The sequence below is a fragment of the Duganella zoogloeoides genome, assembly GCF_034479515.1.
Taxonomy (GTDB): domain Bacteria; phylum Pseudomonadota; class Gammaproteobacteria; order Burkholderiales; family Burkholderiaceae_D; genus Rugamonas; species Rugamonas zoogloeoides.
Genome location: NZ_CP140152.1, coordinates 764,506 through 778,474 on the forward strand (window position 1 = coordinate 764,506; position 13,969 = coordinate 778,474).

The 13,969-nt window shown below is 65.0% G+C and carries 14 protein-coding genes and 1 pseudogene; 6 read left to right on the top strand and 9 right to left on the bottom strand.

Translation table 11 applies throughout. The annotated features are described in order from the left end of the window. The first annotated feature begins 202 nt into the window (after positions 1-202). From SR858_RS03390 to SR858_RS03400, 3 genes are read left to right on the top strand one after another with little or no spacing between them, the layout of a single operon-like run. Positions 203-724 (top strand): TadE/TadG family type IV pilus assembly protein, encoded by a 522-nt coding sequence (locus tag SR858_RS03390; protein WP_229205014.1) that lies wholly within the window; start codon positions 203-205, stop codon positions 722-724. Next, positions 724-1,350 carry a TadE/TadG family type IV pilus assembly protein gene (locus SR858_RS03395; RefSeq protein ID WP_019924826.1) on the top strand — a complete coding sequence of 209 codons (627 nt, stop codon included), beginning with the start codon at positions 724-726 and terminating at the stop codon, positions 1,348-1,350. The genes SR858_RS03390 and SR858_RS03395 overlap by 1 nt, the downstream gene beginning before the upstream one ends. Position 1,351: 1 nt before the next feature. Then, positions 1,352-2,746, top strand: coding sequence for a VWA domain-containing protein (locus SR858_RS03400; protein ID WP_026637837.1), 1,395 nt, complete (start codon positions 1,352-1,354; stop codon positions 2,744-2,746). Positions 2,747-2,858: 112 nt separating this feature from the next. Here the strand turns inward: SR858_RS03400 and SR858_RS03405 are convergent, their stop codons facing one another. Next, on the bottom strand, positions 2,859-3,623 hold the full coding sequence (locus tag SR858_RS03405; RefSeq protein WP_019924828.1) for a hypothetical protein: 765 nt from the start codon (positions 3,621-3,623) through the stop codon (positions 2,859-2,861). 238 nt (positions 3,624-3,861) lie between these two features. Here SR858_RS03405 and SR858_RS03410 point away from each other — a divergent pair, with 238 nt between their 5' ends. The 3 genes from SR858_RS03410 to SR858_RS03420 all read left to right on the top strand — a co-directional run bounded on the left by SR858_RS03410 (position 3,862) and on the right by SR858_RS03420 (position 6,326). Then, complete coding sequence (locus SR858_RS03410; protein WP_019924829.1) at positions 3,862-4,797, top strand: hypothetical protein; 936 nt, start codon at positions 3,862-3,864, stop codon at positions 4,795-4,797. Between the two features lie 103 nt (positions 4,798-4,900). After that, on the top strand, positions 4,901-5,554 hold the full coding sequence (locus tag SR858_RS03415; protein ID WP_019924830.1) for an RNA polymerase sigma factor: 654 nt from the start codon (positions 4,901-4,903) through the stop codon (positions 5,552-5,554). Continuing rightward, positions 5,544-6,326, top strand: a complete 783-nt coding sequence (locus SR858_RS03420; RefSeq protein WP_019924831.1) for a hypothetical protein — start codon at positions 5,544-5,546, stop codon at positions 6,324-6,326. Before SR858_RS03415 ends, SR858_RS03420 begins: the two co-directional genes overlap by 11 nt. A 156-nt stretch (positions 6,327-6,482) precedes the next feature. On the opposite strand, the gene SR858_RS03425 is transcribed toward SR858_RS03420, so the two are convergent. The 8 genes and pseudogenes from SR858_RS03425 to SR858_RS27710 all read right to left on the bottom strand — a co-directional run. Beyond that, on the bottom strand, positions 6,483-7,289 hold the full coding sequence (locus SR858_RS03425) for a hypothetical protein (protein ID WP_154820155.1): 807 nt from the start codon (positions 7,287-7,289) through the stop codon (positions 6,483-6,485). After that, positions 7,276-8,934 carry a hypothetical protein gene (locus SR858_RS03430; RefSeq protein ID WP_019924833.1) on the bottom strand — a complete coding sequence of 553 codons (1,659 nt, stop codon included), beginning with the start codon at positions 8,932-8,934 and terminating at the stop codon, positions 7,276-7,278. The genes SR858_RS03425 and SR858_RS03430 overlap by 14 nt, the downstream gene beginning before the upstream one ends. Beyond that, positions 8,931-9,899, bottom strand: coding sequence for a hypothetical protein (locus tag SR858_RS03435; protein WP_026637838.1), 969 nt, complete (start codon positions 9,897-9,899; stop codon positions 8,931-8,933). The genes SR858_RS03430 and SR858_RS03435 overlap by 4 nt, the downstream gene beginning before the upstream one ends. 73 nt (positions 9,900-9,972) lie before the next feature. Beyond that, positions 9,973-10,731, bottom strand: a complete 759-nt coding sequence (locus SR858_RS03440; RefSeq protein ID WP_019924834.1) for a hypothetical protein — start codon at positions 10,729-10,731, stop codon at positions 9,973-9,975. Between the two features lie 48 nt (positions 10,732-10,779). Then, complete coding sequence (locus SR858_RS03445; protein WP_322534396.1) at positions 10,780-11,781, bottom strand: zinc ribbon domain-containing protein; 1,002 nt, start codon at positions 11,779-11,781, stop codon at positions 10,780-10,782. A 46-nt stretch (positions 11,782-11,827) separates the two neighbouring features. Beyond that, a complete protein-coding gene (locus SR858_RS03450) occupies positions 11,828-12,544 on the bottom strand; it encodes a hypothetical protein (RefSeq protein ID WP_019924835.1) in 717 nt (238 codons plus the stop codon). A 17-nt stretch (positions 12,545-12,561) separates the two neighbouring features. Next, on the bottom strand, positions 12,562-13,464 hold the full coding sequence (locus SR858_RS03455) for a hypothetical protein (RefSeq protein ID WP_322534398.1): 903 nt from the start codon (positions 13,462-13,464) through the stop codon (positions 12,562-12,564). A gap of 264 nt (positions 13,465-13,728) precedes the next feature. After that, a pseudogene (locus SR858_RS27710) lies at positions 13,729-13,869 on the bottom strand (double zinc ribbon domain-containing protein); the annotation flags it as partial. Positions 13,870-13,969 lie beyond the last annotated feature (100 nt).

Here is a 13,969-nt window from a genome sequence, read left to right on the forward strand (position 1 = left end):
AAGGTGCGGTATCGTCATGACCAGAGGTTACTCCGATAATTCCGCAACAAAAACATTAAATTACTATCTGAAATATTTTGACCGGGCTACAATGCGGGCATCGGCACCCTCAATCCGTCGTCGATATCCCGGGCCGCCCAAGCGACAGCGCCACAGCAAGACCCTGCAACCGCCCCGGTTGCTTTCTCACCCAGAAGATGACATGACAGTTTTTCGTTCGACAGACCGATCGCGCCAGGGCGTGCCTGCGCGCATGCGACACCGCGAGGGCGGCGCCACCGTGGTGGAAATGGCATTGGTGATGCCGGTCTTCCTGTTGCTGCTGATCGGCGTGATCGAATTGAGCCTGATGTTTTTCGCCAACCTCACCATGCAATACGCGGTGCGCGAGGGGGGCCGCTACGCGATTACCGGCCTGTCCGACGCCGATCCCAATGTCTCCAACCAACAACGCTATCAAGCCATCCTGGCGCGCATGAAAACCAGCTCGGTCGGCATGTATGCCAAGGTGGCGCCGGTGATCACCACCAATAACGTCACCTACACCGACAGCAGCTCGTATAACGCCGCCATGTTCGGCCAGGCCGGCGACATCCTGGTGATCAAGCTCGACTGTGCATGGCCGCTGGCCACGCCCTTGCTCAAGCCGTTCTTCAAGGACGGCAAGTACAGGTTCACGGTGGCGGTCACCATGCTCAACGAAAACTATGCGGGGGTGAACTGATGCAGCCGATAGTCAAAAGCGGCCGCCAGCGCGGCATTGCCGCCATCGAATTCGCGCTGCTGCTGCCATTACTGGTGTTCCTGGTGATGGCGGTGACCGACTTCGCCCGTGGCCTGCAAGCGAGCTCGGTGCTGATCAACCTGAGCCGCGAGGCCGCCAACCTGGCCGCGCGCAGCAAGCTGCAACTGACCGACAACAGCCAGGCCATCATGCGCGCGGTGGCGGCCTCGGCGCCGCCGCTGGACATGAATGCGCGCGGCATGCTCTACATCACTAAGCTGATGGGCTACAAGGACAGTTCCGGCGCCATCACCACGGTGGTGCTGGAACAATACCGCTGGGACGACAGCGTCAACCGGCTCGGTTTCCGCGTGAGCGGCTATGCGCCGCCCAGCCGCTTGTGGAACTGCGCCAGCTGGAACACGACCACCGGCGCCTGCAGCAACATCGCCACCGGCGCCAATGCGCCGCGCATCTCGCTCATGAGCGGCCAGCTGTTCGAGGGTGAAATCATTTACGCGGCCGAGAGCTTTTACAAATTCAATGTGTTGTTCGGCAATGTATCGCTGGGCCCCCTGACCGTGCCGAGTTTCGGCACCAATCTTTATTCGATGACGGTGTTCTGATATGGTCTCCAAACGTTCCAGGCAAACAGGCAGCGTGGTGGTCATGATGGCCCTGTCGATGGCGGTGCTGGTCGCTGCGGTGGGCCTGGTGGTCGATACCGGCGTCACCTACATGGTGCGCGACAAGCTCAACGCCGCCACCGATGCCGCCAGCCTGGCGGCCGCACGCGCCGTCTCGCAGGGCAAGGACGAAGCCACCCAGCGCGCCAATGCGCAGGCGGCAGCGATCCGCTTCTTCAATGCCAACTACCCGACCAACTACATGGGTTCCACGGCCAGGCTCAACGCGCCGAGCGTGGTGTTCAACAACGGCATGGTGACGGTGTCGGTCAGCGCCAGCGCGACGCTGCCGATCTCGTTCCTGGGCTTGCTGGGCGTGTCGCCGCTGACACCTGCCGTGGCCTCGCAGGCGGTGCGCAAGGACCTCGACATGGCCGTGGTGCTCGATACCTCGGGTTCGCTGTACTACCAGGGCAGCAACGTGATCGCCTCGGCCAAGACCTTCCTCAACCAGTTCAACGCCGACCAGGACCGCGTGGGGCTGATCCATTTTTCATACGGCGCGGTGGTCGATGATCCGATCCGGCCGGTGGCGCGCGGTTTCGACCGCACCTCGATGATCAAGCACATCAACGACTTCGACTTCAGCGGCTCGACCGCGTCGCCGGAAGGCATGTACTGGGCGCGCCAGCAGCTCAACAGCGTGCCCACGTCCAACAACAACCGCTCCAACCTGCGCGTGATCGTGTTCTTCTCGGACGGCGCGCCGAACTCGTTCGCCAGCTACCTGACCTGGAAAACCCCGAGCGACTGCACCAAGGCCGGCGTGATCACCACCGACGACGACAGTTCCGGCACCCCGGGCGGCCTGTACCGCACCGACGTGCAGGCCAGCGTGCTGACCGACCAGCGCTGCAACCCGAATTACGCCTACGGCTACGACCGCTACGGCCGCTACTACTACGACATCGACGACAAGGCCAGCGCCTTGCCCGACTGGTACAACGGCCACAACCCGGAAAGCAAGCCTAACGATCCCAACCTGCGCGAGTTTGCGGTCGTCACCGACTCGCCGCGCAAGGTCACCAATGCGGTCACCTTCACCAACGTCAACCGCGCCGCCCGCAACCTGGTCGAGGCGATGGCGAAAAAGTCGCAGGACGAGGGGATATACGTGTTTACGCTGGGACTCGGTTCGGCACTCAAGTCGGGCACCGGCGTCGACGGCGAAAAGGGCGAGGACACTCTCAAATGCATGGCCAATTCGACCGACGCCCCGGCGCGCTGCTTCAACGCGGCCAAGCCCGTCGGTCTGTACTGTTATGCGGCTACCACCAGTGACCTGACGCCTTGTTTTTCCAAGTTGGCATCCGCCATCATGCGTATTTCGCGGTAGCGCTGATAAAGCCTCCATCGCGGCGTTGCAGCGCCTCGCCGTACTGGCGTACTGTCTTCGTCGCTGCGCCTTGCGCTGAAGGCTTTCTCAGGCGCTACCGAATTGCAGCTGGTCAGCGGGTGGCGCTGGCGACTGGCGGGGTCGCCAGCGGGGCCGGTTCTGCCGGTGCGGCCGGTGGCATCGGTGTGGCGGGTGCGGCTGGCTTGTGGCCGTACGATACCAGCTCCCAGCCGTCGCGGTTGATGGTGCGGCCCTGCCAGTCGGTGTCGCGGTAGTCGAGCTTGACGAAGTTGTTGAGCTCGGGGACGAACCACACGGTCTCCACCAGGTTGCCGTTGCCGCTGTTGGGGCCGGTGTCCTTGCCGCGATACTCGGCTTCCACGATTACCTTGAGCGCGTGGAACTCGCCGGCCGGCACGCGCACTTTTTCCCAGTCCACCACCTTGCCCTTGATGGCGTAGCGCCACTGTTTGCCGAGCTTGGTGTTGTCGGCCACGGCCTCGCTGTTCCATTCCTTGCCCGGCGTGAGCGGGAAGGCGTAGCGCGCGAACGACGGTGCGAAGTGCATGCTGCCGCGGTCGATCGGGTTCATGTCGGCGCTGAACAGTTGCTTGCCGATGGGGGCGTTACCGCCGGGGCGGTGGATGTCCACGTGCACGCCGGTGCTGTCGATGGCCGACACTTCGAGGCGGCTGATATTGCCTTTGACGCCGTTGCGGGCGTCGGTGTACTGGTAGGTCCAGTTGTCGCCGATGGCGGGACTGGGGGCGGGGGCGGGCGGGGGCTGCTCGGCGGCCAGGGCGGACGCGCCGGTGAAGATCAGGGAAAGACTGAGCGCCAGGGGCGTCCAGCGGCGGGCAAGTCGAGTTTGGTACATTTCGTCTCCTTCTCGTTATATTTGCGACATCAACACTATCACAACGATTTTTGCGTGTACGACTTCCGTTCAAATAGTCCCGTCTTTGTTGCGTAAACCTTGATTGCAAGCTGAAATGGCCGGCAACGGGCTCGGCAAAAAAACTTCAAAAAGTTTGTCCACTTTTGGCGCATGCCAGCGAATAGGAAAAACACCGCCTGTGCCGCGGACAAACGTTGAATTTTTCGAGGAGCTTTCCATGCCTGTCATCCCCCACCTGTCGTCCGCCCGCGTTACCACCCTGGCCACCCTGTCGCTGTGCCTGGCCCTGTCGGCCTGCGGCGGGGGCGGCGATGCCGATGCCGGCGCCGTCGCCGACAATCCGCAAATCCCGCCGGTCACTCAGCCGGTAACGCCTCCCGTGACCACGCCGACGACACCACCCACCGCCAGCGAACAGGACCTGGCCGGCTTTACTGCCGCCTGGATGTCGTACCAGATGCTCGCTTCCGTCAACATGCTGCAAATGGCTGCCGGCGGTACCGGCAGTTGCGGCCTGGGCGGCACGGTGGCGTACGACGCCGTTGCCGGCACCAGCACCCTCGACCAGTGCCATACGCGCGCCTTCCCGTACCAGGTGTACAGCGGCCGCAACAGCATTTCACAGCTGGTGAGCAACGCCGATCGGAGCCAGGTGTCGGCCGCGATCCGGTCGCCATCGGTGCGGGTGGTCAGCGCCGACACCGGCACGCTCGAATACACGATCACCGACGGCGAGATCACCGGCGACGTGGTGAGCAGCGAGAGCGGCGACCGCTTCTCCTTTACCGCCACCGGGCTGCGTATCCGTGCCGGCCAGTCCAGCGACTACACCATCAGCAATGCCGGTTCCACCAGCACCACGGTGGTGTTCCGCAATGGTCAGCCCGAGCGCACCAGCAACAACCTGGTGTACACCGTCAGCAACGGCACCAGCACCTGGCAAGTCACCGTCATGAGCCCGATGCACGAAGCGGGCGCCGACCGTCCCGACCAGGGTCACCTGATGATCGTGCGCCTGGGCGCCTTGCAGGCGCTGAACGCCACTTTCGCGAACAACAGCATCACGCTCTCCGGCGGTGAAACCGGCACGACCCGGCCGCTGGCATGGAGCGATGCCAGCCTGCAGGCGGCACTGGCCGCAGCCCGCAAATAAGAGGGCCATGCGCCATCATAAAAATTTCCGCATGGAATGTTAATGTTGTCAAAAATGCGGTAGCATGGCCGGCTCCCGGTTACGGCCATGCGGCCCCTAGTTCATGAATCAGCACGACGACGATCTGGCGCTGCTGCTGCGCAGTTTCTGGCAGCCCGAGGGCAGTGCGCAGCAACAGCGCCAGGCGCAGCAACGGTTGTACCAGCGCCTGCAAGGCAAGCTCGAAGCGCTGGCGCTGCACGTCGTCAACTACAACGAGGAGCTGGCCGCGCGCGCGGTGCAGGAAGCCTGGATCAAGATCTTTCGCAGTGCCTCGACCTACGACAGCAGCAAGGCCGGCGTCGTCACCTGGGCCAAGCTGATCACCTCGCAGTGCGCGATCGACCAGTTGCGCCAGGACTACCGCGAGCGCTGGATGGCGCCGTGGCCGGACGAACCGCCGCCCGATACCGCGTGCGAACTGCCGCTGCCCGACGAGCAGGCCGACAGCGCCGCTTTGCGGCGCGTGCTGGCGCGGTGCATCGACGAGCTGCCCGAGCGCGACGGGCCCAATTTCCGGCTGGCGATGCAGCTGTGCCTGGACGAGGACCTGAGCCATGCACAGATGACCGAGATCCTGGCGGCGCAGGCGCCGCCCGGCGAACAGATCAACCTCGAACGGGTGCGCGGCTGGATCCGGCGCGGCAAGCAGAAACTCGACGACTGCGTGCGCGCACGTCTGCAACCTGGCAAGAAGGGCGGCAACCATGCAGGATGACCAACAACAGTTCGACGCCTTGTGCTTTCTGCACGCATGCGGCAAGACCGACCAGGCCGAGGCGGCGTGGATGGACGCCATGATGGCCCGCCATCCGCACTGGCGCGCGCGCTTCGACCAGGAGCGCCTGCTGGTGACGGAAGCGCGCGCTGCGGAATCCGAGCGGCAACGGGCATCGCCGCCGCTGGTGTCGTTCGAGCAGGTGCTGGCGGCGCTGGCTGACGGCGAGGCATCCGCGCCGCAGCAAACCACACTACGGCAGGCCGCATCGCAGCCTGCCGTGTCATCGACAGCGCAGCCGTTAGCGCCACCGGCAACGCAGTCAGCAACCCAGCCGGCAACGCAGCAGGCGTCGGCAGGACTGCTGGCGCTCCTGCAAGCATGGTGGCGCCGTCCGCTGCCGGGCGGCCTGGCCTATGGCGTGATGGCGGTGCTGGTGGCCGGGGTATCGGTGCAGAGCTGGCGGCTGGCGCAGGTGGGAGCGCCGGACGTGGAGGCCGCGCGCTATCGCGGGCAGGCGGGGGCGACCGCTGGCGCCGCTGCAACGGCGCAACTGAAGGTCGTGTTCGACGACCGCGCCAGCGCCGGCACGATACGGCTGGCGTTGCACCGGCTGGGCTTGAATATCGTCCACGGTCCCGATGCCCAAGGCGCTTACCTGCTGTCGGCAGGGCAGGGCGACGCGGTGCAGGCCGCGCGGCAGTTGCAGGCCGCCGGCCTGGTACTCGATGCCTTGCCGCTGCCGGCGAGCCAGGCGCAGACCCGGCAATAGCTATGGCATTCGTTGCCGCAGCCGCGACCGCAGTCTGCGGGGCAGTAACCGTGGCAGCTGTCCGCGCCACGGCATCGCGGCCGTGGTCCGCATTCGCTACCGCCATCGTCACCGCATCCGTGGCTGCGGCCACCGTGACAGTCGCGCGTCAGCGCATCAAGGCGTCATTTCGCCGGCCAAAATGATGGCGCTGTTGGTGTGATCGACCAGCAGCAGGCCGATCACGCGCGCCGGCAGCACGCCCGAGGCCAGCGTCGGTTCCATGAAGCCGCCGTATTTCATCTTGGCGTTATCGACAACGCGGAAGCGGCCGTCGTTTTGCATCAGGAAGTAAAACCCGGCCTGCTTGTTGAGCAACTGGCGCTTGATGTGTTCGGCCTGCTGCATGTCGTCGATGGCCAGGAACTGGAACGCCTTGTTCTGGTTGTTCCAGTTGGTGGCCGACACGCAGGCGCTGAGCCGGGTGTGGCGGAATTCGTCGTAGGCGCCGGCGCAGTGGTAGCTGTCGGGCGACTTCGGCTTGGTCACCATCATGTTCAGCGACAGCGGGAATCGGCGCCGCTGGAAGTCGTATTCGCCCAGCTTGGCCTGCAACGGCACCAAATAGCCCTTGGCGTTGCGCAGCGCTTCCATGCGTCCGTTCAGGTACGGCTCGAACTGTTGCAGCAGGGCGTGAACGCGGAACTCGTTGATATCCTCGAGATCGGGCTGCAACTTGCGCAGGTCGGGCGGCAGGTTCTCGCGGCCTATGCTGAGCAGGAACTTGGTGTTATAGGGCTTGCCGGTATGGACCGGGTACAGCAGCGGCGTGGTGATCTTGTTGAGGGCGACATAGCCCTCCGGTTCCAGTTGCATCACGTTCTGCACATCGGGCAGGGCGCCAGCGTGTACCGGTCCCGCAATGATGGCGGCCAGTAGCGCGGCGGCCCGCAGCAGCGGGCGCATGGAGTTATTTGTTCGCATCGGATTTTCCTGTCTTTTGATGGCTTTCGTAGCCGAATTCGTAGCCGCCCAGCAGGTTCAGGCGTATCGCCTCGAACAAGGGGTAGGCCGGTACCTGGGCGTGGATCACGGCGCGGGTGAAGTACATGGCGGTGCGGCCTTGCCAGTTGGGTTCGGTTGCACCGAGACCGGCGCCGCGCTGTTCGAAATAATCGTACAGCGGCTGGCGCGTGATGGCGCTGGTGGGAATGAAGTGGAACACCGCCAGCAGCAACAGCGCCAGTGCCGGCACGCACACACCCTTGACGAAACCGCTCATGAATCCCCATGCAGCGATCAGCTGGATGACGAACAGCGTCAGCTTGACCAGGTGGATCAGCGCGCCGACGATGGAAAAGCCCAGCGCGATCGGCGGCACGGCCAGCGCGCGCAGGCTTTCACGGCCCAGGTCGCTGTTCTTGCCGCCGTCGGCAAAGGTGGCCACCGGCGCCGTGTATTGCGGCAGGGTGGCGCGCACATCGTCATCAAGCACGCGCTGGTACACCGTGCGGTTGAAGAAGTGCGGCGCCTGCGCCTGCGGCGGCAGCTCGACCGGCAGCGTGAAACTGCTGTTCTTGTAGTGCAGACTCTTGCGCCACTTGGCCTGCACCACGGGATGGCTGAAAAAGGCGCCCATGCCCAGTCCCGGCGGCAGGCTATTGCCATCGAGATGCTTGGCCACGCCCTCGCGGAAGCGCTTGTCCGACTCGCTGCGCACCGATAGGCCCACCGCGCGTTCGAAGCCGGCACGGTCGCCCGGGTCCCAGTCCTTGGCGACATTGACGCCGCGCTTGCGCACGTCCTTGCGGATATCGGACCAGTAGGCGGGCGGCACGTTGTCGGGATCGACGCCGCGCTTGCGCAGGCGCGCCAGGTAATCGGTCCAGGCCTTGTCCTGGCGCGCACCGATGCCGCCCAGGCTGTCCTGGTACGCGTTCGATGCCGAGACATAGTGATCGTTGTAGGTCTCGATCAGGGCTTCGCGCGACGTCAGAAAATGGTTGTAGCTGGCGCTCTCGCCACCGTGCAGCTGGTCGGCCATGGCGCGCAGGATCAGCGGCTTTTGCGCCTGCAGTACCTGGTCGAGTTCGTGCGTGGACAGCGCCAGCAGCGGGAACACGGCCAGGAAGCTCTTGCCGTCGGGCGCGCGCAGTTGCTCGGGCGTGAGCGGCAGTTCGTCGAGCAGCACCTTGTTGCTCACCAAGGCGCCTTGCAAGGCCACCAGGTTGGTCGCCAGGAAGCGCTGTTCGGCGCTGGAGCGCTCGACGATGCCGTCCACCAGCTTCTGTTCGCCGCGATACACCACGGTGGCGACGACAATGGTCAGCACCAGCAGCGCCAGCGCGGTGAGCAAGTAATTCCAGCGCTTGTGGGCGGCCCGCTTGAGCACCCACGGCCAGAACATCAGCGCCAGTGCAATCCCGGACAGGCTGCGGCCGATTTCCTCGATGGCTTCGACCGCCTCGTGGTCGGGCATGCCGCCCACCACGTCGAGCAGGCGCGAGTTGAAGCCGCACTCCACCAGCAGATAGACGCCGGTGACCAGCGCCATGATCCAGACCCACGGCGCGCGCGGCTGCGGGCCGAACAACGCAAAACGCCGGCTTGGCGCATCGGTCTTGGTCATTGCGTGGCGCCTTCGCCGTTACTGTTGCGCAAAATGATGCGGGTGGGCGGCACTACCGTGGCGCTGCTGGCGTCCGGCAGGCGCGCATAGCTGCCGCTGTCCACGCGTTTGAGCGTGCCAGCCGGGGCGCTGGCGCGCGGCGCTGGCGTCGAGGCAGCACGGGCCGGTGCCGGTCCCTGCGCAGGCGACGATGCCGAGGCGGCGCTGTCGCGTGGCGCGGTGCTGCTGGTACCGGCGCCGGAGCCGGCGCGGCTGGCGGCGCCATCGGCCGTTTCAAAGCGCATGCCTGCTGCCGGCCTGGTGTTCGCCGCCGGTCCGGTCGCACCTGTCGTGGCGGCGCCAGGCGCAGCGGCGCCCGACGCCGAGTCGCCGCGCTGGAAGCCGCCCTCGATGGCGCCAGCACCGTTGCGCGGCAGGTTGGCGGTGGCGTTGTCGCTGCCCGGTGCGCGCGGCAGCGGTCCGCTCACCAGCTGGCCGTTCGACCAGGCCCAGGCCACCGGGTTGGGGACCGACTGCTGCTGCGCCACCCAGCTCTGGGCGTCGGCGCTGAAGGACAGCGGCATGCTGCAGCGGCCGGCGATATCGTTGATGTTCCACATGCCGACTTCATAGCCGCTCAGCTGGTACAGCCGGTAGGCGTAGGGGCAGTGGGCAGTCGGCACGTGGACCAGGATCAGGTCGTGCGCGGGAAACCGTACCGCATCGCCGATGCGCACCGTGGACAACTGGCCCAGGTCAATCAGTTTCATGCGGTCGTAGAGTTTGATTTGCACCTGGTTCTGCTGGGTGCGGCGCAGCACGCCACGCGCCGTGCCCAGCTGGAATTCCTGCAGCGTGGAGGCGGTCAGCTCGTCGACGTCGATGCCGAATTTGAAGTTGTTGCCCTGGCGGTTGACCGCACAGGCGCTGAGCAGCAGCGCGGCAACGACAGGAAGCGCGTACAGCGCGCGGTAGGACTTGAGCATAGGTAGAACCAGTAACGTGGTGGGCGCCGCCGGCTCCCCGCGCATGCAGCAGGGGGCCGGCGGCTGGCGGAGTTTAGATCTCGGCGAGCAGTTCGTTGCTTGGGCTATACAGGCGCACTTTCATCACCTGCAGCTTGACGCGCCGGTTGCTCGGGTCGGCATCTTGCGCAAAACCGTAGACTTCCATGCGCAGCTGGGCGTACTTGCTCAGGTAACCTTCGATGGCGCGGGCCTTGGTTTCGTCCGGCACCGGCAGGTTGGCGAAGTCGGTGGCGTTGCTCTGGCCCAGCGTGTACTGGCTGTTGTCGTGGAAGTAGGTATAGCGGTCGTTGCTGGTCATGTCCTTGATGGTGAAGGTCTTCTTCTCGAAATTATAACGTTCCAGCAACGCGCCGTCGCGGCTTTCGAGGATGACGTAGCGGCCGGCCTTGGCGCGTTCGATTTCCTGGTCGATGCGCGGTTGCAGCGCTTTCAGGATGTCCTTGCGCTGGAAGCCGTCGCTGGTGCGGCTGTACTCGGCCGAGTAAATCTGCGCCACGTCTTCGTATGGCACCGGCAGGCTCGACATGCCGTAGTAGAGGAACATCACCTGGTGGCCGCTGTCGATCTTGCGGTAGCTGGTCAGCGGGGTGGCCTTGTCGCCCTGCGGCAGGGTGCTGGCCACGGCCTGTTGCACCGCTTTCGGATTTTGCAGGTCTTGCAGGCTGGGCTTTGGCGCCGCGGCGTCGGCTGCCGGGGCGGCGGTGTCGGCCGGTTTGCTGCAGGCGGCCAGGTCGGCCAGCAGGGCGGTGTTGCAGAGGATCAGGGTAGCGTTGCGAAGCATGCGGTTCATGAGGGTTCCTTGAGGTGAAAGGTCAAATAAATGTTGTGGTCGTGTCGATCAGCGTGCGGCCAGAACTTTCTGGATGCCGCGCCAGGCCAGGTACAGCGCCACGATCAGGGCGATGTAGCTGCCGTAGCCGACCGAAAAGGCGGCCAGCGCCTGTTTCATCATGGCGCCGGCAAAGTCGCCCATCTGGCTGCCGCCGAAGCCACGCATGCTTTCGCTGGCGGCGCTGGTCAGGTTGCGGATTTTCAGGTAAATGCCCAGCCCGGTCAGCACCAGGAAGGCCAGCGGCGCGAACAGGCCGAACGCCGCACGCTTGTCGGCCACGAACACGTGGGCCAGCGGGGCAATCATGGCGACCACGCACAGGAAGCCGTACAGGCCGCTGCTACCGCTACCGCCTTGCATCATGCCTTCGAGGCTGGAACTGACATTGGCCAGGCGCAGCAGGTCGAACATCGTCAGGTTTTGCACGATGCTGGCGCTGATGTTGATCGACACGGCCGGCAGCCAGATCCAGGCGATGGCCAGCAGGGCGACTGCGATCAGCAGCGGTTTGCCGACCTGGTCCACGCGCACCATCAGTTTCGGCAGATACTCGTCCTTCAGGTCGTTCATGCCGTCCTTCATCTTGTCCAGTTTTTCCTTGGCCAGCACCGACTCCGGCACCGGCGTTACCGCCAGTACCTGGCCGCTTGCGTCGAGCGCGACATCGACGTGGGTGTTGACCGTCGGCGCGCTGGTCGGGCTGCGCCAATGCTGTTCGAGCGTGAACGTCAACTGGCGGCTGTCCACGACCACCAGGCCGGGGCCGGCGTTGGTGTCGCGCAGGATCACGCCGCGCGCGTTGGCGGCTGCGGCTGCTTGCGATGGTGCCGGGGCCGGGGCAGGGGCCGGAGCTGGCGTCGGCAGCGGGATGACCGGCGCGGCGGCGCTGGTCAGATCGGGCGTCACGGCAGCGGCGGTTTTCAGCGGCGTGCCGCAATCTTCGCAAAAGCGCGATTCGGGAGCGGCGGATTTACCGCAGGCACCGCAAAAGACTGGAACAGCAGACATGGACATACTCCTCGTTTTGAATTTCCTGGATGGAAGTTGGGTTTGTTCAGCGGGACGCCAGCGCCACGATGGCGCCGTCGCGTGGCAGCAGTGCGACCTTGCCGCCTCTGAAGACTTGCAGCGCGCCTTCGTTGGTGCTGGCCATGGCGCCGTTCAGGTACAACTGGGTGCGCAGCTTGTACACGCCTTCGGGCGCGCCTTCCGGCAGGCGCAGCGTGAAGCTGTTGTCGAACTCGCCGCTACCGCCCTTGTCGTTGACGATTTTTTCGCCGCGCTTGAATTCTTCGCCGTCCGGACCGTAGGCGATCAGCACCTCTTTCACTTCACGCACCGGCTCGCCGGTGCCGGACACGGCGCGGATCGTCGATTGCACCTTGATCGGTTCCATGGTCCGGGCCACGCCCTGCGGCGTGACGGCGGTGGTGTAGGCGACGATCTTGGCTTTCGGCGGCAAGGCGTTGCGGTTGGCGGTGCGGTAAGTCTTTTCCACGTCGGCGGACGAGCTGGTCTGGCGGCTGGCCACTTCGACCACGGCGCACGCAGCCAGGCCCACGGCTGCGCCCTTGAGCGCGCCTTTTTTGCCGCCGAGCAGGCCGCCCAGCACGGCGCCGCCGAGCGCCATCGAACCGCAGCGGATGGCGGTGGTGTTGTTGTCGGAGGTTGGCTGGTTACCGCCGCCAGGACCGCCGGGACCGTTGGGCGCGGCGCAACCGGTCAGCGCGGCAATCAGGCAGGCGCTGGCGGCAAGGGTAGTTTTTTTCATGGTGTGACCTTTCGCGATTATTCGATGGAACTGCCGGATTTCAATGCTTCGGATTGCTTGGTCTTGGCTTTGGCCAGCGTGGCCTTGGCGGCGCCGCTGGCGGGATCGAGATCGAGCGCGGCTTCGGCGGTGGCGATGGCCTTGTCGAACTGGCGCAGCGCGATGAAGTTTTCAGCTTTGTCGAGCATGGCGCTGATCTTGCCGCTGAGCGGGTTGCTTGCCGGCGCCGCCGGTGCGCGGTCCACGCGCGGGGCTGCGACCGGTGGCGTGGCTTTGGGGCTGGCTGGTACCGCCTTTGGTGCCGGTGCTGTTGCGGGCGCTGGTGCTGCGGTAGGTGCTTGCGTTGCTGCCGGGGCCGGGGCGGGAGACTTTGCCGGGGTACGAGCCGTAGCCGGAACCGGAGCAGGAGCAGGAGCAGGAGCAGGTGCAGGTGCAGGTGCAGGTGCCTCGGGCGCGATCGCTGCTGGCGCTGTATCGACCACCGGCGTTGCCGGTGCTTCGGATGCCGGTGCTCCAGCCCCCGGTTTGCCGGCCGCCGGAGCGCCGGCCGCCGGAGCGCCGGCAGCCGGTTCGCCGGCCGCCTCTGTCAGCGGCGCTGGTACCGGCGCTGCGGATTTGGACGACTGCCAGAAGTAGGCGCCACCGCCGGCAAGCGCAACGACCGCAGTTGCGGCAGCGGCGATCAGCGCCCACTTGCGGGCCGGCGGCTCGGTTGAGACAGGCGCAGACCGCGGCGGCGATGATGGCGGCGCTTCGGGCGTGGCGATCGTCGATGCCGGGACAAGGACCGGATCAGGCAGTGGCTCAGGTTGCGCCAGCGTTTCCGGTTCGGTCGCCGGTTCCGGCACAGGCACAGGCCCGGTTGCCGGGGCCGGAGCAGCTTCCTCCACCGGAGTCGTCAATACTTCAGGCTCGGACAAGAGCGTTGGCACCGGCTCTGGTACCGGCGCAGGAACCGGTTCAGGCTCAGCCACTGGTTCATGCTCGACAACCGGCGCAGGCTCACGCTCAGCGACGAGCTCAGGAACCTGTACTGGCTCAGGCAGAGGTTCAATCACAGGAACGGATTCCAGTACCGGCTCAGGCACCGGATCAGTCACCGCCACCGCCTCGGGAACCGGCTCGGACAAAGGTGCCGCCACCGCTACTGCGGCTGGAAGCGCAGCCGGTTTGCCGCAATTGCGGCAGAATTTGGCCGCAGGAGCCAGTGGCGCACCGCACTCGCACCGGGTGCTGCTCGAAGCTGGCGTCAGACCGGTGCCGCACCCTTTGCAAAATTTCGCATGTGCAGCATTAATGGTCTGGCAATTCGTGCAAATCGTCATTTGATTACCATTCCCTAAAGAAATTGTATAAAATACACCTGAATCTTACAAGTAACATTTCCCAATTGCAAATAATAATATTGTGAAGTGGAAAATATGC